17 protein-coding genes and 1 tRNA gene are annotated in these 18708 nt (G+C 41.4%); 13 read left to right on the forward strand and 5 right to left on the reverse strand.

Translation table 11 applies throughout. The features are described 5' to 3' along the window. Positions 1 to 8 precede the first annotated feature (8 nt). The 8 genes from HT680_RS01245 to HT680_RS01280 all read left to right on the forward strand — a co-directional run bounded on the left by HT680_RS01245 (position 9) and on the right by HT680_RS01280 (position 6947). Complete coding sequence (locus HT680_RS01245; RefSeq protein ID WP_173257662.1) at positions 9 to 1790, forward strand: ABC transporter ATP-binding protein; 1782 nt, start codon at positions 9 to 11, stop codon at positions 1788 to 1790. A gap of 150 nt (positions 1791 to 1940) precedes the next feature. Next, positions 1941 to 2459 (forward strand): Dps family protein, encoded by a 519-nt coding sequence (locus tag HT680_RS01250; protein WP_096407969.1) that lies wholly within the window; start codon positions 1941 to 1943, stop codon positions 2457 to 2459. Positions 2460 to 2670: 211 nt separating this feature from the next. Then, positions 2671 to 3009 (forward strand): zinc ribbon domain-containing protein YjdM, encoded by a 339-nt coding sequence (locus tag HT680_RS01255; protein WP_173257664.1) that lies wholly within the window; start codon positions 2671 to 2673, stop codon positions 3007 to 3009. Between the two features lie 2 nt (positions 3010 to 3011). Then, positions 3012 to 3635: a Pr6Pr family membrane protein gene (locus HT680_RS01260; RefSeq protein ID WP_173257667.1), complete on the forward strand. Its 624-nt coding sequence runs from the start codon at positions 3012 to 3014 to the stop codon at positions 3633 to 3635. A 112-nt stretch (positions 3636 to 3747) separates the two neighbouring features. Next, positions 3748 to 4899, forward strand: coding sequence for an MFS transporter (locus tag HT680_RS01265; protein ID WP_173257669.1), 1152 nt, complete (start codon positions 3748 to 3750; stop codon positions 4897 to 4899). Positions 4900 to 4995: 96 nt separating this feature from the next. Beyond that, positions 4996 to 5745: a tRNA pseudouridine(38-40) synthase TruA gene (gene truA, locus HT680_RS01270; protein WP_084975808.1), complete on the forward strand. Its 750-nt coding sequence runs from the start codon at positions 4996 to 4998 to the stop codon at positions 5743 to 5745. Next, positions 5735 to 6508: a bifunctional hydroxymethylpyrimidine kinase/phosphomethylpyrimidine kinase gene (locus HT680_RS01275; protein ID WP_173257671.1), complete on the forward strand. Its 774-nt coding sequence runs from the start codon at positions 5735 to 5737 to the stop codon at positions 6506 to 6508. The genes truA and HT680_RS01275 overlap by 11 nt, the downstream gene beginning before the upstream one ends. After that, on the forward strand, positions 6486 to 6947 hold the full coding sequence (locus tag HT680_RS01280; RefSeq protein WP_084975810.1) for an ECF transporter S component: 462 nt from the start codon (positions 6486 to 6488) through the stop codon (positions 6945 to 6947). Before HT680_RS01275 ends, HT680_RS01280 begins: the two co-directional genes overlap by 23 nt. Before the next feature lie 102 nt (positions 6948 to 7049). Here HT680_RS01280 and HT680_RS01285 read toward each other — a convergent pair whose 3' ends face one another. From HT680_RS01285 to HT680_RS01305, 5 genes are all read right to left on the reverse strand, one after another. Continuing rightward, positions 7050 to 8132 (reverse strand): Xaa-Pro peptidase family protein, encoded by a 1083-nt coding sequence (locus tag HT680_RS01285; RefSeq protein WP_000040946.1) that lies wholly within the window; start codon positions 8130 to 8132, stop codon positions 7050 to 7052. 128 nt (positions 8133 to 8260) lie between these two features. After that, positions 8261 to 9043: a lipid II isoglutaminyl synthase subunit GatD gene (gatD, locus tag HT680_RS01290; protein WP_173257673.1), complete on the reverse strand. Its 783-nt coding sequence runs from the start codon at positions 9041 to 9043 to the stop codon at positions 8261 to 8263. Next, a complete protein-coding gene (gene murT, locus HT680_RS01295) occupies positions 9043 to 10386 on the reverse strand; it encodes a lipid II isoglutaminyl synthase subunit MurT (RefSeq protein WP_173257675.1) in 1344 nt (447 codons plus the stop codon). Before murT ends, gatD begins: the two co-directional genes overlap by 1 nt. Before the next feature lie 296 nt (positions 10387 to 10682). Beyond that, entirely contained in the window at positions 10683 to 11438 is a 756-nt protein-coding gene (locus HT680_RS01300) for a hypothetical protein (RefSeq protein ID WP_173257677.1), read from the reverse strand. Positions 11439 to 12041: 603 nt separating this feature from the next. Then, entirely contained in the window at positions 12042 to 13358 is a 1317-nt protein-coding gene (locus tag HT680_RS01305) for an FAD-containing oxidoreductase (protein WP_173257679.1), read from the reverse strand. A 348-nt stretch (positions 13359 to 13706) separates the two neighbouring features. Between HT680_RS01305 and HT680_RS01310 the strand changes: the two genes are divergently transcribed. The 5 genes from HT680_RS01310 to HT680_RS01330 all read left to right on the forward strand — a co-directional run bounded on the left by HT680_RS01310 (position 13707) and on the right by HT680_RS01330 (position 18639). Next, positions 13707 to 15284: a DEAD/DEAH box helicase gene (locus HT680_RS01310; protein WP_173257681.1), complete on the forward strand. Its 1578-nt coding sequence runs from the start codon at positions 13707 to 13709 to the stop codon at positions 15282 to 15284. A 280-nt stretch (positions 15285 to 15564) separates the two neighbouring features. Then, the gene (gene codY / locus HT680_RS01315) at positions 15565 to 16353 is read left to right on the forward strand and encodes a GTP-sensing pleiotropic transcriptional regulator CodY (RefSeq protein WP_004243007.1); all 789 of its coding nucleotides are present in this window, start codon (positions 15565 to 15567) and stop codon (positions 16351 to 16353) included. Next, the gene (locus tag HT680_RS01320; protein ID WP_173257683.1) at positions 16353 to 16928 is read left to right on the forward strand and encodes an isochorismatase family cysteine hydrolase; all 576 of its coding nucleotides are present in this window, start codon (positions 16353 to 16355) and stop codon (positions 16926 to 16928) included. Before codY ends, HT680_RS01320 begins: the two co-directional genes overlap by 1 nt. Before the next feature lie 79 nt (positions 16929 to 17007). Continuing rightward, positions 17008 to 17093: transfer RNA gene (locus tag HT680_RS01325), tRNA-Leu, on the forward strand. Positions 17094 to 17361: 268 nt separating this feature from the next. Then, on the forward strand, positions 17362 to 18639 hold the full coding sequence (locus HT680_RS01330; protein ID WP_173257685.1) for an ABC transporter permease: 1278 nt from the start codon (positions 17362 to 17364) through the stop codon (positions 18637 to 18639). Positions 18640 to 18708: the final 69 nt, after the last annotated feature.

Genomic DNA, 18708 nt, shown 5'->3' on the forward strand with positions numbered 1-18708 from the left:
GAGGAAATATGAAAACACAATCTAGTTTGGCTCGTTTGTGGAGCTATTTGAAAGCCTACCGTTTTTCTGTCTTTTTTGCAGTCTTTCTAAAAGTTTTAAGCGTAATCATGAGTGTCTTGGAGCCTTTTGTATTGGGGCTAGCCATTACGGAGTTGACAAAGAATCTCTTAGATATGGCTAAGGGCCTTTCAGGTGCTAGTATCAATACTGGCTACATCGGAACGGTTTTAATCATTTACCTCTTTAGAGGTCTCTTGTATGAACTTGGTTCTTATTATTCCAACTATTTCATGACCAATGCGGTCCAGTCCATGACCCAAGATCTGCGAAATGAAATGACTGAAAAGCTCAATCGTATCCCAGTATCTTTCTTTGACAAACACCAATTTGGTGATTTGTTGGGGCGCTTTACCAGTGACGTTGAGACAGTGTCTAACGCTCTTCAACAGTCTTTCCTTCAAATTGTCAATGCTGTTTTGACGATTGTCCTCGTGATGGGAATGGTTTTATACTTGAACTTCCAACTAGCTATAGTGGTGATTCTATCCATTCCAGTGACTTATTTCGGTGCCAGAAGTATCCTGAAACGTTCTCAGCCTTATTTTAAAGAGCAGGCAGCTATTTTAGGTCGGATGAATGGCTATGTGCAGGAAAATCTCACAGGTTTTAATGTTTTGAAACTCTATGGTCGTGAGGAAACTTCTCATAAAGAATTTTCTAAGATTACAGATGACCTCCAACGTGTTGGTTTTAAAGCCAGTTTTATCTCTGGACTCATGATGCCAGCCCTTCATGCTGTATCGGATTTGACCTATCTGATTGTTGCGGTTCTTGGTGGTTTGCAAGTGATTGCGGGTCGTTTGACAGTGGGGAATATGCAGGCCTTTGTTCAGTACGTTTGGCAGGTCAGTCAGCCTATCCAAAACATCACACAACTTGCGGGTCAAATGCAAAGTGCCAAGTCTTCGTTAGACCGTATCTTCGACATCTTGGATGAGACAGAGGAAGTCAAGGGAGAAGAACTTGAAATCCTTGAACCCTTAACAGGTCAGGTGACCTTCAAGCAGGTTGACTTCCAGTATGTTGAAAACAAACCATTGATACGAGACTTTAATCTGGAAGTTCAACCGGGAGAGATGGTGGCGATTGTTGGCCCTACTGGAGCTGGTAAGACGACCTTAATCAATCTGCTTATGCGCTTTTACGATGTCACAGCAGGCGCAATCTTGGTTGACGGGCAGGATATTCGCCAGTTGTCACGTCAAGACTATCGCCGTCAGTTTGGGATGGTCTTGCAGGATGCTTGGCTATATGAAGGGACGATCAAAGAAAACCTACGTTTTGGAAATCTCGATGCCAGTGATGAGGATATTGTAGAGGCTGCCAAAGCGGCAAATGTAGACCACTTTATCCGAACTCTTCCTGGTGGTTACAACATGGAGATGAACCAAGAGTCAAGTAATATTTCCCTCGGACAAAAACAACTCTTGACCATCGCGCGTGCTCTCCTAGCCAATCCTAAAATTCTTATTCTGGATGAAGCGACTTCCTCTGTTGACACCCGTTTGGAACTCTTGATTCAAAAAGCTATGAAACGCTTGATGAAGGGAAGAACCAGCTTTGTCATCGCCCACCGTCTCTCTACCATTCAAGAAGCAGACAAGATTCTCGTTCTTAAGGATGGACAGATTATTGAGCAGGGAAATCATGAAAGCTTGCTCCAAGAAAAAGGCTTTTATTATGACTTGTACCAAAGCCAATTTTCGGGTAAATCTGATCAAGTCAGTTAATCAAAACTGTCTAGACTATTCTTAAATTATCAGTCTATTAAAACTTTTCTCAGATAGTACACTTTCCTTGCTATCGTTTTCTGGTAGTAGTATACTTATATTGTAACCACTAAGAAGATGGTTACAAAAAAATGAAAAGAGGTAAGAAATATGGTTGAATTGAAAAAAGAAGCAGTAAAAGATGTAACAACATTATCTAAAACAGCGCCAGTAGCATTGGCAAAAACAAAGGAAGTATTGAACCAAGCAGTAGCGGACTTGTATGTGGCTCACGTTGCCCTTCACCAAGTTCACTGGTATATGCGTGGTCGTGGCTTCCTCGTATGGCATCCAAAAATGGATGAATATATGGACAGTCTTGATGGTTATCTTGACGAAATCAGTGAACGTTTGATCACCCTTGGTGGCAAACCTTATTCAACTTTGACAGAATTCCTTCAACACAGTGAAATCGAAGAAGAAGAAGGAGAATTCCGTAACGTTGAAGAAAGCTTGGAACGTGTTCTAGCTATTTATCGCTACCTCATCACTCTTTTCCAAAAAGCTTTGGATGTAACTGATGAAGAAGGTGATGATGTTACAAACGATATCTTTGTTGGGGCTAAGGCTGAACTTGAGAAAACAGTTTGGATGCTTACAGCAGAACTTGGACAAGCTCCTGGTCTGTAAGATATAGTTGCTACCCCTTTTATCATGAGGTGCTTGATAAGTACCCATGACCAATCATCTTTTAAAAGTCATGTAACTGTAAAAAGGTGCATGACTTTTTTATTTGCTAGCCCTTAGGAATCATTGTCAAATGTAGGATTTTACGGTATAATAGTTGCTGTTCGAGAAATTTTGATTGTCAAAAAATAGTGAAATGTTATAAGGAGAACCCATGAACAACTTACCAAATTGCCCAAAATGTAATTCAGAATATGTCTACGAAGATGGAAATCTCTTGGTATGCCCAGAGTGTGCCTATGAGTGGAATCCTGCAGAAGTTGCAGAAGTAGAAGAAGGTGTTGTTGCTATCGATGCCAATGGAAACAAATTGGCTGACGGAGATACTGTAACCCTTATCAAGGATTTGAAAGTAAAAGGGGTGCCTAAGGATTTGAAACAAGGAACTCGTGTTAAAAATATCCGTATTGTAGAAGGTGACCACAACATCGACTGTAAGATTGATGGTTTTGGAGCTATGAAACTCAAATCAGAATTTGTTAAGAAAATCTAGCCATGAAACTGAATTATAAATTTATCTTTTATAGTCGTGTGCTCTTGTTCTTAGCGGCATTTACAGGAGTTTATTTGGAGATTACCAAGCACGGTGGTTTTGGTATGCTCCTTTACTACACTGTGTTGTCTAATCTTTTGGTAACGATTTTCACGGGCTATCTGCTCCGTGTGATGAGCCGTTCAGGTGAAAATTGGCAAAGTTCGACCCTGCTTCGTCTCAAGGGTGGCGTTACCATGAGTATCATGATTACCTGTGTGATTTACCATTTTATGCTTGCTCCGATCGCGACAGACTTTTACCGTGTGGAAAATTTCCTTTGCCACTATATCGTTCCACTCTGGTTTTTAGCCGACACCCTCTTCTTTGATAAACAGGGTCAATACAAGATCTGGGATCCAGTCTTGTGGACCGTCTTGCCCTTGGTTTATATGATTTTTGCCTTGTTTAACGGTCTGGTCTTAAAACTCAATATTCCGAATTCCAAGGACAATCCCTTCCCTTATTTCTTTTTAAATGTGAATAAGGGTTGGGACGTGGTTATCAAATGGTGTTTGATCATTTTTGCGGCGTATATGGTTGCAGGCTTTATCTTCTATCTGATCAAGCAAATCAAGCGAAAATAGTCTTCCTATAAGGGAAATTAGGACGAAGTCTCTAGTTCAATCGGGCTCCTTCTTTTCTTGCCCTCTTCCTTTTAAAAGGATCACCAGTGAGAAATATACAGAAAGAAAATTCATGAAACAATTTTTAGAACGGGCTAGTATTTTGGCCCTCTCCCTCGTTTTGATTACCTCCTTTTCCATCTCGAGTGCCTTACCAGCCATGTTTGACTACTATCAAGGCTACCCCAAAGAACAAATCGAGCTCCTAGTCAGTCTCCCTTCTTTTGGGATTATGATTATGCTAGTCTTAAACGGGGTGCTAGAGCGTTTGTTTCCTGAACGTCTTCAGATTAGTCTGGGACTTCTCATCCTCTCTATCGGTGGAACAGCTCCCTTCTGGTATCAGGATTATAACTTTGTCTTTGCTATGCGGATTTTATTTGGCTTGGGTGTTGGAATGATCAATGCCAAGGCCATTTCTATCATCAGCGAACGCTATCATGGAAAGACACGGATCCAGATGTTGGGTCTTCGCGGATCAGCAGAAGTTGTCGGGGCGTCGATTTTGACTCTAGTGGTAGGTCAACTCTTATCCTTGGGATGGACAGTGACCTTCTTGGCCTACAGTGCGGGATTTTTAGTATTGATTCTTTATCTGCTCTTTGTCCCTTATGGGAAAGAAAAGAAAGAAACAAAGAAAAAAGAGGCCGAAATGACTCGTTTGACAGGACAGATGAAAGGCTTAATTTTTCTATTGGCTGTCGAAGCAGCAGTTGTTGTCTGCACCAACACAGCTATCACCATTCGTATTCCTAGTCTGATGGTGGAAAGAGGTCTAGGAGATGCCCAGTTATCGAGTTTGGTTTTAAGTATCATGCAGTTGATTGGGATTGTGGCTGGCGTGAGTTTTTCTTTCTTGATTTCTCTCTTTAAAGAAAGGTTGCTCCTTTGGTCAGGTATCACCTTTGGATTGGGACAGATTGTGATTGCCTTGTCTCCGTCATTGGGTGTGATGGTAGTTGGAAGTATTGTGGCAGGTTTTGCCTACAGCGTAGCCTTGACCACTGTCTTTCAGCTTCTTTCTGAAAGAATCCCAGCTAACCTCCTTAATCAGGCAACGTCTTTTGCAGTGTTAGGATGTAGCTTTGGGGCCTTTACGACACCATTCGTCCTGGGAGCTATCGGCATGGTCACTCAAAACGGGATGCTGGTTTTCACCATTCTAGGATGCTGGTTAATAGTGACTTCCGTATTTGTCATGTTTTCTCTTCGAAAGAAAGCTTAGGATTGATTTCCTAAGTTTTTCTTTTTCATTTTTGTCCCCAGACAATTATTGTTTTTTAAACTTGTTTGTACTATTATTTCCTGATAAAATAGACACATGACAAGATATAAAGCAATCATTTCTTATGACGGCTATGCATTTGCTGGTTTTCAGCGCCAGCCTCATGCGCGGAGCGTTCAAGAGGAAATCGAAAAAACCTTAACGAGACTCAATAAGGGGCAAGCCATCGCTGTTCACGGTGCTGGTAGGACGGATAGTGGGGTCCATGCTTTGGGACAGGTGATTCATTTTGATCTGCCCTATCAGATGGATGAGGAAAAACTCCGTTTTGCTCTGGATACCCAGTCTCCAGAAGATATCGATGTGATTTCAATTGAGCTTGTGGAAGATGATTTTCATTGCCGTTATGCAAAACATAGCAAGACCTATGAGTTTATCGTGGATAGAGGGCGTCCCAAAAATCCTATGCGCCGTCACTATGCCACTCACTTTCCCTATCCCCTCGATGTGGAATGCATGCAGATGGCAATCAAAAAGCTAGAGGGAACCCATGATTTCACCGGTTTTACAGCCTCTGGGACTAGTGTAGAGGACAAGGTTCGGACCATTACAGAAGCGAGTTTAACAGTCGATGAGACAGGGCAGTTTTTGACCTTTACATTTTCTGGAAATGGCTTCTTGTATAAGCAGATTCGCAATATGGTGGGGACGCTGCTCAAAATTGGAAATAACCGAATGCCAGTTGAGCAGATTGACTTGATTTTGGAGAAGAAGGACAGGCAGTTTGCAGGTCCCACTGCGGCACCGAATGGCTTGTATTTAAAGGAGATTCGTTATGAGGAATAATCGTATTTTAGCCCTTTCTGGGAATGATATTTTTAGTGGTGGTGGTTTATCAGCCGATCTTGCTACCTATACCTTGAACGGCTTGCATGGTTTTGTAGCAGTGACTTGTTTGACGGCCTTGACAGAAAAGGGATTTGAAGTCTTTCCAACAGATGACGCCATTTTTCAACATGAATTAGATAGTTTGCGTGACGTGGATTTTGCGGGAATCAAGATTGGTCTTCTCCCTACTGTCAGTGTGGCTGAGAAAGCCTTGGACTTTATCAAGCAACGTCTGGGAGTTCCTGTGGTATTGGACCCCGTTTTGGTCTGCAAGGAAACGCATGATGTGGCTGTCAGTGAACTCTGTCAAGAGTTGATTCGCTTTTTCCCTCGTGTCAGTGTGATTACACCAAATCTTCCTGAAGCAGAATTGTTAGCTGATCAAGAGATTAAAACCTTGGAAGATATGAAAGTTGCAGCGCAGAAATTGCATGAATTAGGAGCGCCAGCAGTTATTATCAAGGGGGGCAATCGCCTTAGTCAGGACAAAGCTGTAGATGTCTTTTATGATGGACAAACTTTCACTGTTCTAGAAAACCCAGTCATTCAAGGCCAAAATGCTGGTGCAGGTTGTACCTTTGCCTCAAGCATCGCCAGTCGCTTGGTTAAAGGGGATGAACTTTTACCAGCAGTAGAGAGTTCTAAAGCTTTCGTTTACCGTGCTATTGCACAAGCAGATCAATATGGAGTAAGACAATATGAAGCAAACAAAAACAACTAAAATCGCCCTTGTATCTCTATTAACCGCCCTTTCTGTGGTTCTAGGTTATTTCTTGAAAATTCCAACGCCAACAGGCATTCTAACTCTCTTAGATGCGGGTGTCTTCTTTGCAGCCTTTTACTTTGGCAGTAAAGAGGGGGCTGTCGTTGGAGGACTAGCAGGTTTCTTGATTGATCTCTTATCAGGCTATCCACAGTGGATGTTCTTTAGCTTGGTCAACCATGGCTTGCAGGGATTTTTCGCAGGATTTAAAGGAAAAACTCAGTGGCTAGGCCTTATCTTAGCAACGATTGCCATGGTAGGGGGCTACGCCTTGGGTTCAACTTTGATGAATGGCTGGGCAGCAGCCCTACCAGAAATCCTACCAAACTTCCTGCAAAATATCGTGGGAATGGTTGTAGGGTTTGTGCTTAGTCAGAGTATTAAGAAAATTAAGTAAAGCGGCTGGAGAAAAGTTTTAAAAATCAGAAAAACGCATAATATCAGGTGTTGAAAAACCTTGATATTATGCGTTTTATTGTGGGAAGATTTTCGAAGAATATTAATCAAAATAAAGCAAGTCTTTGCTGGTGCTTGTAAAGAGGTCAAAGCCATCCTTGGTAACAACACCACAGTCTTCGATACGAACGCCGACTTTACCAGGGATATAGATACCTGGTTCAACAGAGAAGCACATGCCTTCTTCGATGACCATGTCGTTTCCTTCCATGATAGATGGGAATTCGTGGACATCCATACCGATACCGTGACCGAGACGGTGGTTGAAGTACTCACCGTAACCAGCTTTTTCGATGACTTCACGGGCAGCGCGGTCTACTTCATGAGCAGTCACACCAGGTTTGATAAAGTCAAGGGCAGCTTGTTGGGCTTCAAGGGTCAAGTTGTAAATATCTTTCTTGAATTGGTCTGGTTTTCCGACAGCGACTGTACGAGTCATATCTGATGCGTAGCCATTGACCATAACACCCAGGTCAAAGAGGAGAAGGGCATCTTTTTCGACCTTGTTTGCACCAGGAATTCCGTGTGGATTTGCAGCATTGTCACCAGTCAAGACCATGGTATCAAAACTCATTTCATAGCCTTCACGTTTTAAGGAGAAGTCGATTTGGGCGATGATATCTGTCTCTGTTTTATCAAGAGAGATATTATCAAAACCAACTTTTACAGCTTTATCAGCATAGAGACCTGCAACCATCATTTTTTGGACTTCATCAGCTGATTTGATGAGGCGCATGCGTTGGATACGAGGAGTGAGGTTTTCAAACTCAGCAGTTTCAAAGACCGTTTTCAAACCATGATACTTGGTTAAGATGAGGTTGTCAAACTCAACAGCGACACGTTTGAAGTCGTGCTGAGGCAAAGCGTTTTTGATTTTTTGCCAAGGATTTTCAGAATCCACATAGCCCACAACTGGGAAGGAAACGGTGCTACTTGCACGTTCTACTTCAAGGGCTGGAACAAAGAGGAGAGGCTCCTGATCCGCTAGGACAAAAAGGAACATTTGGCGTTCATGAGGCTCACTGTAAAAGCCAGTGAGGTAATTGATAGTGACGGGGTCAGATACGACAGCGACGTCTAGTTTTTCTGATTCAAGATATGTTACGATTTGTTGTAATTTAGACATATGCTACCTTCTTTCTACCCCTCTATTTTGGCAAAAAATGAGAGAAAATGCAAGGGAGAAGGGTAAAAGAGCAAGCAAAAAAGAACTCCGACAAGATAGCGGAGTTCTTTGATATGATTTTCCTTGGTTTAAGAAAAGTCAGCCTTGCTTTTCACATCACTATATTCTTCAGCGATTTCTTGGCTGAGAATATCCTCATAGGCAGGGAGTTGGATATCCTGACCGTATTTCTTCTTGAGCGCAGTAGTGACCAGGCGATAAGCTAGATTGGCATTACGAGAGAGGATAGGTCCGTGGAAGTAGGAACCAAAGACATTCTTATAGTGAACCCCTTCGCCGACCTTTTCTTCGTTGTTTCCATTTCCGTAAATAACTTGGCCGAGTGGCTTTTGATCATCCGAGAGGAAGGTGCGCCCTTGGTGATTTTCAAATCCATAGTAGGTTTCATCGAAATCTTCATTGTGAATCTTGATGTCACCGATAAAGCGATTATTGGTCTGGTTGAGGGTATAGTGGCCCATGACCCCTAGACCTTCGATGCGCTTGCCTGAAGCCTCCACATAATATTGACCTAAAAGTTGGAAACCACCGCAGATAGCTAGAACGACACCGTTGTTTTGGATATAGTTGTCAATGCTCTCTTTTTTAGCAGGAAGGTCTCCAGCGATAATACTCTGTTCAAAGTCTTGTCCCCCACCGAAAAAGGCGATATCGTAGTGGTTTTCGTCAAAGTCATCGTGGAGAGAAACGATGTCAACCGTCACATGAGCTCCCAGTTTTTCAGCCACATACTTGAGCATGAGGATGTTTCCATTGTCCCCATAGGTATTCATGAGATTTCCGTAGAGGTGGGCGATGTTGAGCTGATAAGGGTAATTGCCAGTTTTTGAGGAAAGTGAAGTATAAACCATTAGTTCATCTCCTTTCTAACAATCTGACGACTAGCCAGCAGTTCGCGGAATTCCAGCATAGCAGTATAGGTTGCTAGGATATAGGCATGCTTACAATCTTGGTTCTCAATGGTCTTGAGAACTTGCTCCAGATTACTTGTTTCAGTGATTTTCTCAGCTGGGTATCCTGTCACCCGTAGACGGCGAGCGATTTCAGAATGACGAACACCGCCTGCGTTGATTTCAGGAATGTCCATGTCAGTGATTTGTTCAAAGTCCGCATCCCAGATCCAGCTAGTGTCAATTCCGTCTGCATAGTTGGCATTGAGAAGGACAGATAGGCTAAATGGATAAGGTGCTAGTTTGATCATTTCGATAGCTTGGGTTGCACCGACTGGATTCTTGATGAGGACAAGGGTACATTCCTTATCACCGATATGGAAGGTTTCTTGGCGTCCAAAGACAGCGCGACTCTTGTCAAATCCCTGCTTAATCCGTTGTGAATTTGCACCGAGGAAGCGGGCAATGGCAACCGCAGCAAGGGCATTGTAGATGTTGTAAAGTCCACCGATTTGGATTCCGTATTCTTGTCCGTCAATGACAAAACGAGAGCGATTGTTGGTCAACTCAACCAAGTCTGTCAGACGGTAGTCCAAGTCGGGTCGTTTGCAACCACAATTTTCACAGATATAGGCTCCCAAGTTGGCATAAGTATTGAGTTCATATTTCAGAATACTTTGACAGTCGGGGCAGAGAATACCTTCGGTATTGTAGTGAGCTAGTTTGGCTGGTCCTTTTTCCAAGTCAAAACCAAAATACTGTACAGGATTTGGAATTGCTGGTTTGTAGAAAAGTGGACTGTCACCATTGAGGAGAACAGTAGCCGTAGGCACCTTACGAATGGCATCCAAAATCATGTTATAAGTTGTGTAAATCTCACCGTAGCGGTCCATCTGGTCACGGAAAATGTTAGTGATGACAAAAAGGCTAGGGTGGATGTAGTCACAGATACGAGATAGACTGGCCTCGTCAATTTCGAGGACAGCAATATTTTTCCCAGTTTTTGAAGATTTTGCAGTCAAGAAGGTTGTCGTAATCCCTGTAATCATGTTGGCACCGCTCGGGTTAGTAAGAACCTGACCATAGACTTCTTTTAAAATGCCGACAGTCAGGGCAGTTGTCAGGGTTTTTCCATTGGTTCCAGTAACCACGACAATCTCGTAGTTTTTGGCTAGATTTTGTAAAATATCTTTATCGAATTGAAGGGCGAGTTTTCCAGGTAGCGTACTTCCACGGCCAAGATGGCTCAAGATGAAGTGAGATGAACGCCCAGCTAGGAGGCCCAAAGTAGTTTTTAATTTCATGTTTCTATTATATCATACTGCGCCCAGCAGTCCAATAACTAAAGTAACCTCTAAGATCAACTAAAGAAGTAACCTTAGAAGTGCTTTTTAGGTTCTGATTAAACCAAACCAATCAAATACAATATCTTTGGATTTGATAACTTTGGCAACTTTAAGAAATAAATCTTTCTCACTCTGAACATAAGAAAGGAGAGGACATCGATTATCCTCTACAGGTTTTAAAATTTCATTAATCTACTATAGCTGACAAAGATACCTAACTTTTGGGATTTAGATCATTTTTTGGGAAGTCTCTTTTATAATAAATTACGAATTTTTTCTTTTATAAATGCGTTAAGAGGATAGTGTTTATCAAGATATTCTAGGAGTGCCTGAGCAGATTCAGAAATTCGTTCGTAACCTTGCAAAAAGTAGGGTAATTGTTTGGCTTCATTTGGATAACCTTTTTCAAATCGTCTGTTGCTGTTAAAAATATCTATAAAATTAGATTTAGAAGTTTTTTCCAAATTGATTAGTTCAGTCCAGAGCTTGACAGATCTGTTTTGGATGAAATCATAAGCAGCCAATTTTTCCCCTCGTTGATAGCGACCTAGTCCTATATATAGATTGCATAAAATTTCTCCCAACAGCCATTCACGGTCTCTATTTTCTTTTGATGGCAATCTTTGTGGCTGGCAGATTGTTTCATCAAAACCGACCTCCTTCCAGACAATCTTGCCTTCAGCGAAGGGAATGTTTACTAGTTCATGAGCTTCAAAGACAGCAAATTCACAAAAAACATCATCTTCAAATAGAACTTTATGTCCGTCCACTGTATTTTGGTAGTGAAATGCAATTGGTTCTAGATTACTTAACCAAGTTAGATCCTGTATATAGGCCTGCTTGTAGCCATCTTTTACAATAACAAAAAAATCCAAATCTGAGTATTGATCCAATCGGTCTCTTTCTACTCCGCAAGAACCAAGTGCCAGCAAAGCTAGTGCTTGTCTAGAATCTTTTAGAGACTGACCAATATCATCTAGTCTTTGTAACAGTAATTCTGTTTTATTCATAATCGTTACCTCGTTATTTCTTGTTTACAGACATTATATAGTTAATGTTTTCGAAAGTCAATTTCATCCCATACCAAATATATACTAATGTAATATGGGATTTCTTTCGATATTTTTTACAATGATAAGGTTTAAACATTTTGCAGAGTATTGCTCATATTATCAAGAATGAAGAAATTTGAAGTATCCTTTAATTGATTAGAAAGTGATTCTTATCTTTAAAAAGATTAAATAATTTGGAAAATATTTAAGAAGAAAAAATATATCGACTTAGCCATCAATTGGCAAACGGTAAAACCTTTCCACAAACGATGAGAATACACATACGACCCGCGCAAAGAGTGGATAATTTACTAATTAGGCATGAAACAATCATTGCAAAATATATTTTTTAAATTACCCATAAAACGATGAGCTGAAGCGAGTTATTCAAAGTCATATGTATTGCTGATATTTGAAAGAGTGACCTGAGACTCAATATATAATTAGGACTGCTAAGTAAAGTTTGGACATTATATCATAAAAGAGGGAAAAGATAGATTTGAGATTTCGCAGAAACAAAAACAGCCCGATGAGGGCTGTGAGATACCAAGAAGTCTCAACTTAAATCGCAAACAAGTCATTCAAATTCTCAGCCAAGGTTGGGTGAGTGAAGATTTGTTTTGTAAAGTAAGTGTAAGGGATTTTGTTGTCCATAGCAACAGTGATGATGTTGATGATCTCTTGTGAACCTTCTGAGAAGATAGTTGCACCAAGAATCTCTTTAGTTTCAGTATTGACAACCGCTTTGAAAGCTCCGCGAAGGTCGCCATTTACGTGACCACGAGGCATTGCAGCAACAGGGATTTCCTTCACGGCGTATGGAAGTTTCAAATCAGCTGCTTGGCTTTCAGTCAAGCCAACTTGTGAAAGTGCAGGTGTGATGAACATAGTGTTTGGCACATTGAGACGGTCTTCAAGTGTGTAGCTGCCATCTCCAGCAAGGTAGCTGTAGACAACACGGAAGTCATCAAGTGAAATGTAGGTAAATTGAGGTCCACCGTTGACATCTCCAACTGCAAAGACACCAGGAACGTTTGTTTGACAGTGTTTGTCGACCTTGATAGCACCACGCTCAGTTAGTTCAATATCCGTATTTTCAAGTTGAAGTGGTTCTACGTTTGGCTTACGTCCAGTTGCGTAGAGAAGGGCATCGAAGCGGTAAGTTTCGTTTTCAGTTACGACAAGGACTTGGTCACCGTCGTTTTTGATTTCAGTAGTACGGATGTTTTGAAGCAATTCAATGCCGTCTTCTTCCATGTATTGTTTAGCAAGAGCTGCGATGGAAGGTTCTGCTCGAGGTAGGAAAGTATCCAAGGCATCTAGGACTGTAACCTTGCTACCAAGTTTGTTGTAAAGGCCAGCAAATTCAAGACCGATATTTCCACCACCAAGGACACCGAGTTTTTCAGGCAATTTGTCCAAGTTTTGGATACCTGTTGAGTCAAAGACATTCTTACTTGTAGTAAGTCCAGGGATTGGCAAGACGTTTGAAACAGCACCAGTGTTGATAACGATAGTTTCAGCAGTCAGTTCTTGTTTTTCATCACCAGCTTGGATTTCGATGACTTTGTTTGAAAGGAAGTGTGCTTCCGCATCAAAGATATCCACACCTGTACCCGCAACAGTAGCATAGTTTTTACCATTGAGGCGACTAGTGATGGTATTTTTGGTAGCAATGACTTCTTCAAAAGACAAGTCCTTCTCAGCAGCAACTAGCAAGGTTTTAGTTGGGATACATCCGATGTTGATACAAGTTCCACCGTACATAGCTTTGCTACGTTCAACTAGGGCAACTTTTTTGCCAGCTGAAGCCAATTTACCAGCTAGTGTCTTCCCAGCTTTACCAAATCCAATAACGATCAAATCATATGTTAACATTTATAGTCCTCCTATTCGAATTTCATTCTAGCACAAGAAAAAAACTTTTGCACAATTCTGCTACGGGAAATGAAGTGAGCTTGAAATGCTCCCTTCAAATTCTTTGATAAACAACTTTCATGCCACTTTACTGCTAGAAAATCGTTTACATGATTTTCCTAATGGATTCTACTATCTTTTGCCTCGCTCTTGTGTTATACTAGATAGGTTGCAAAGAAACTCGTACTTTTCTTTCGTGGAAAAGAAGCAACACGGTATCTCGTTTTGAAGAAGATACGTCATGAAAAGAAAAGTATAAACTAAAGCCCTATAGGGTGGCTTCGCACCACCTTTAGAAAGAAGAATAACGTGAAATTTAATGAATTTAACTTGTCTGCTGAATTGCTAGCAGAGATTGAAAAAGCTGGATTTGTAGAAGCCAGTCCTATCCAAGAACAAACCATTCCATTGGCTCTCGAAGGAAAAGACGTTATCGGTCAAGCTCAGACTGGTACAGGGAAAACCGCAGCCTTTGGCTTGCCAACCCTTGAAAAAATCCGTACAGAAGAAGCAACCATCCAAGCCTTGGTCATCGCTCCAACTCGTGAACTCGCTGTTCAAAGTCAAGAAGAATTGTTCCGCTTTGGCCGTAGCAAGGGAGTGAAAGTTCGTTCAGTTTACGGTGGTTCAAGTATTGAGAAACAAATCAAGGCCCTTAAATCGGGTGCCCACATCGTGGTCGGAACACCAGGCCGTCTCTTGGACTTGATTAAACGCAAGGCCTTGAAATTACAAGACATTGAAACTCTTATCCTTGACGAAGCGGATGAAATGCTCAACATGGGCTTCCTTGAAGACATCGAAGCCATTATCTCTCGTGTTCCTGCAAATCGTCAAACCTTGCTCTTTTCAGCAACCATGCCAGATGCTATTAAACGTATCGGTGTTCAGTTTATGAAAGACCCTGAACATGTCAAGATTGCTGCCAAGGAATTGACAACAGAACTGGTGGACCAGTACTATATCCGTGTCAAGGAACAAGAAAAATTTGACACCATGACCCGTCTCATGGATGTTGAACAACCAGAGCTTGCTATTGTATTTGGTCGTACCAAACGCCGTGTGGATGAATTGACTCGTGGTCTTAAAATCCGTGGCTTCCGTGCAGAAGGGATTCATGGAGATTTGGACCAAAATAAACGTCTCCGCGTCCTTCGTGATTTTAAAAATGGGAACCTTGATGTTCTAGTTGCGACGGACGTAGCAGCGCGTGGTTTGGATATTTCAGGTGTGACCCATGTCTACAACTACGATATTCCACAAGATCCTGAAAGTTATGTTCACCGTATCGGTCGTACAGGTCGTGCTGGTAAGTCAGGTCAGTCTATTACTTTCGTAGCACCAAATGAAATGGGTTATCTCCAAATCATCGAAAACTTGACTAAGAAACGTATGAAAGGTCTCAAACCTGCTAGTGCAGACGAAGCCTTCCAAGCTAAAAAGCAAGTCGCCCTCAAGAAAATCGAACGCGATTTTGCGGATGAAACTATTCGTGGTAACTTTGAGAAATTTGCTAAAGATGCTCGTAAGTTAGCTGCCGAATTTAGTCCAGAAGAACTGGCTATGTATATCTTGAGCCTGACAGTCCAAGATCCAGACAGCCTTCCTGAAGTGGAGATTGCGCGTGAAAAACCACTGCCATTTAAACCATCAGGTAATGGCTTTGGTGGCAAAGCTAAGGGAGGTCGAGGAGGCCGTCGTGGAGACGACCGTCGAGACCGTGATCGCCGTGGCAATGGTCGTCGTGATGAGTTCAAGAAAGGTAGTCGTGGAAACGACCGTTTTGATAAAGACAAACGTTACCGTAATAAAGACAATAAAAAACCTCGCAACACTTCAAGCGAAAAGAAAACAGGATTTGTTATTCGTAACAAGGGCGATAAATAAGAAAAAGCGATTCAAAATGAATCGCTTTTTTATATAAGGAGACCGATAGTAAAAGAAGATGTATAAAAGTAAAGGAAAGGTGAGATGGGAAGGGGAACTTTAATCCATCTTCTTATAATATTATTATATAAAAATTAAAACGGAATGTCAATAAAAAATTGCTATTTTTATAAAATATTTTTGCTTTTAAAAATTGCAATTCAATAAGCAATTTTCAGATAATTATTGAAATTTCAGGTTCTTTATGTTATAATGATAGCGATTAAATGCGAGGTGAAAAATGGCACATTTATTAGAAAAAACAAGAAAAATTACATCAATTTTAAAACGCTCTGAAGAGCAAATGCAGGATGAACTTCCATACAATGCCATTACACGTCAACTAGCAGACATTATTGATTGCAATGCCTGTATTGTCAATAGCAAGGGACGACTTTTGGGCTATTTTATGCGCTATAAAACTAATACCGATCGCGTAGAGCAGTTTTTCCAAACCAAGACGTTCCCAGATGACTATGTACAAGGGGCAAATATGATCTATGATACGGAAGCCAATCTTCCTATTGAACATGATTTGACCATTTTCCCTGTAGAGAGTCGTGCAGATTTTCCAGATGGTTTGACAACCATTGCTCCCATTCATGTATCAGGGATTCGCCTAGGTTCCTTGATTATTTGGCGCAATGATAAGAAATTTGAAGATGAGGATTTGATTCTTGTTGAGATTGCGAGTACAGTGGTAGGGATTCAACTCTTGAACTTCCAACGTGAAGAAGATGAGAAAAATATCCGTCGCCGTACTGCTGTAACTATGGCAGTCAATACCCTCTCCTACTCAGAACTTCGTGCTGTTTCAGCTATTTTATCTGAGCTAAATGGAAATGAAGGACAATTGACTGCATCTGTCATTGCAGACCGTATCGGTATCACGCGCTCAGTGATCGTCAATGCTCTCCGTAAGCTAGAGTCGGCAGGAATTATTGAAAGCCGTTCACTAGGAATGAAAGGAACCTATCTCAAGGTATTGATTTCAGATATCTTTGAGGAAGTGAAAAAGAGGGACTACTAATGGCAAAGGCTTTAATCTCAATTGACTATACAGAGGATTTTGTAGCAGATCAGGGAAAATTGACAGCAGGTGCTCCTGCTCAAGCCATTTCTGAGGCGATTGCTCAGGTGACTAGACTGGCTTTTGATCGTGGAGACTATGTTTTCTTCACCATTGATGCTCATGAGGATGGAGATGATTTTCATCCTGAGAGTAAACTTTTCCCACCTCACAACATCATTGGAACTAGTGGTCGCAACCTTTATGGCCCCCTAGCTGACTTTTATGCTGAGCATGAGGCGGATAGTCGCGTCTTTTGGATGGACAAGCGTCACTATTCAGCATTTTCAGGAACGGATCTTGATATTCGTTTGCGGGAACGTCGGGTTGATACTGTTATTTTAACAGGTGTTTTGACGGATATTTGTGTTCTTCATACGGCTATTGATGCTTATAATCTAGGTTATCAAATCGAGATTGTCAAGCCTGCGGTTGCCTCTATCTGGCCAGAAAATCATCAGTTTGCTCTTGGACATTTTAAGAATACTCTGGGAGCCAAATTGTTGGATGAAAATTTGGCTGAAATTAAAGAATGATTCCCTTGGAAAAATGAAAAAAATCTGAAAAAGTGTTGACAAAGATTTTGAAAGTTGATATACTAGTAAAGTAATCGACGCGGGGATGGCGGAATTGGCAGACGCGCAGGACTAAGGATCCTGTGACCGCTTTAGGTCGTGAGGGTTCAAGTCCCTCTCTCCGCATAGGGTAAGAGTTAGCTTTGGCTAGCTCTTTTTGTTTTTCCAAAGAAGGCTAGAGGTACAGTTCGACTATCGGAAGAACTTGGCATCAAGAACTATCATTTATGGCATGGAATCGATTTTTGATTGGTAAAACGTGTTCTAATATGAGGAAAGTTAGCAGTTGCTAGCTTTCTTCATTTTTTCAAAAAATAAATCAAAAAGTTTTTTCGATTTCATAAACATTTCATATTTGGATTTTATAATAGTCTTACAAATATGGAGGTGACAAATGAATCCAATCCAAAGAGCTTGGGCTTATGTCAGCAGAAAACGACTGAGAAGTTTTATTTTATTTATGATTTTATTGGTCCTATTGGCCGGAATTTCAGCCTGTTTGACTCTGATGAAGTCCAACAAAACAGTAGAAAGCAATCTGTACAAATCTCTCAATACCTCTTTTTCTATTAAGAAGATAGAGAACGGTCAGACCTTCAAGTTATCGGACCTAGCATCTGTGAGCAAGATTAAGGGACTGGAAAATGTCTCTCCTGAACTTGAGACGGTCGCAAAACTGAAAGACAAGGAAGCAGTGAGTGGTGAGCAGAGCGTAGAACGTGATGACTTGTCAGCTGCGGACAAGAACTTGGTTAGCTTAACGGCTCTTGAGGATTCATCCAAGGATGTTACCTTTACTAGTTCGGCTTTCAATCTAAAAGAAGGCCGACACCTTCAAAAAGGGGATTCCAAGAAAATCCTGATCCACGAAGAGTTGGCTAAGAAGAACGGTCTTTCGCTTCATGACAAGATTCGCTTGGATGTTGGTCAGTCCGAAGCTGGGAAAGGGCAAACAGTTGAGTTTGAAATTGTCGGCATCTTTTCTGGTAAAAAACAAGAGAAATTCACAGGCTTGTCTTCTGACTTCAGTGAAAACCAAGTCTTTACAGACTATGAAAGTAGCCAAACTCTTCTGGGAAATAGTGAACCGCAAGTCAGTGCAGCGCGCTTCTATGTGGAAAATCCTAAGGAAATGGACGGACTCATGAAGCAGGTGGAAAACTTGGCTTTAGAAAGTCAAGGTTACCAAGTTGAGAAGGAAAACAAGGCCTTTGAACAAATCAAAGACTCAGTTGCAACCTTCCAAACCTTCCTAACCATCTTCCTTTATGGGATGTTGATAGCTGGAGCTGGAGCCTTAATTTTGGTCTTGTCTCTCTGGTTGAGAGAAAGAGTCTACGAAGTGGGAATTTTACTCGCACTTGGAAAAGGCAAGAGCTCGATCTTTCTACAGTTCTGTTTAGAGGTGATGTTGGTATCTCTTGGAGCTTTGCTTCCAGCATTTGTTGCAGGAAACGCCATCACATCCTATCTACTCCAAACTGTACTAGCAAGTGGAGATCAGGCAACCTTACAGGACACGCTGGCCAAAGCAAGCAGTCTATCAACTAGTCTCCTATCCTTTGCAGAATCCTATGTCTTTCTGCTACTGATTAGTTGCTTGTCTGTAGCCCTTTGTTTCCTATTCTTATTTAGAAAATCACCTAAGGAAATTTTATCATCTATTAGTTAATACTCTTCGAAAATCAAATTCAAACCGCGTCAGCTTTATCTGCAACCTCAAAGCTGTGCTTTGAGCAAC

It is taken from the genome of Streptococcus sp. 5905 (assembly GCF_013276505.1).
In the GTDB taxonomy this organism is placed as follows: Bacteria; Bacillota; Bacilli; order Lactobacillales; family Streptococcaceae; genus Streptococcus.

Bases quoted from the DNA above. Each gene is read 5' to 3' on its own strand.
- HT680_RS01245 (WP_173257662.1), top strand. From the start codon at position 9: ATGAAAACACAATCTAGTTTGGCTCGTTTGTGGAGCTATTTGAAAGCC.
- HT680_RS01250 (WP_096407969.1), top strand. From the start codon at position 1,941: ATGGTTGAATTGAAAAAAGAAGCAGTAAAAGATGTAACAACATTATCT.
- HT680_RS01255 (WP_173257664.1), top strand. From the start codon at position 2,671: ATGAACAACTTACCAAATTGCCCAAAATGTAATTCAGAATATGTCTAC.
- HT680_RS01260 (WP_173257667.1), top strand. From the start codon at position 3,012: ATGAAACTGAATTATAAATTTATCTTTTATAGTCGTGTGCTCTTGTTC.
- HT680_RS01265 (WP_173257669.1), top strand. From the start codon at position 3,748: ATGAAACAATTTTTAGAACGGGCTAGTATTTTGGCCCTCTCCCTCGTT.
- truA (WP_084975808.1), top strand. From the start codon at position 4,996: ATGACAAGATATAAAGCAATCATTTCTTATGACGGCTATGCATTTGCT.
- HT680_RS01275 (WP_173257671.1), top strand. From the start codon at position 5,735: ATGAGGAATAATCGTATTTTAGCCCTTTCTGGGAATGATATTTTTAGT.
- HT680_RS01280 (WP_084975810.1), top strand. From the start codon at position 6,486: ATGAAGCAAACAAAAACAACTAAAATCGCCCTTGTATCTCTATTAACC.
- HT680_RS01285 (WP_000040946.1), bottom strand. From the start codon at position 8,132: ATGTCTAAATTACAACAAATCGTAACATATCTTGAATCAGAAAAACTA.
- gatD (WP_173257673.1), bottom strand. From the start codon at position 9,043: ATGGTTTATACTTCACTTTCCTCAAAAACTGGCAATTACCCTTATCAG.
- murT (WP_173257675.1), bottom strand. From the start codon at position 10,386: ATGAAATTAAAAACTACTTTGGGCCTCCTAGCTGGGCGTTCATCTCAC.
- HT680_RS01300 (WP_173257677.1), bottom strand. From the start codon at position 11,438: ATGAATAAAACAGAATTACTGTTACAAAGACTAGATGATATTGGTCAG.
- HT680_RS01305 (WP_173257679.1), bottom strand. From the start codon at position 13,358: ATGTTAACATATGATTTGATCGTTATTGGATTTGGTAAAGCTGGGAAG.
- codY (WP_004243007.1), top strand. From the start codon at position 15,565: ATGGCACATTTATTAGAAAAAACAAGAAAAATTACATCAATTTTAAAA.
- HT680_RS01320 (WP_173257683.1), top strand. From the start codon at position 16,353: ATGGCAAAGGCTTTAATCTCAATTGACTATACAGAGGATTTTGTAGCA.
- HT680_RS01330 (WP_173257685.1), top strand. From the start codon at position 17,362: ATGAATCCAATCCAAAGAGCTTGGGCTTATGTCAGCAGAAAACGACTG.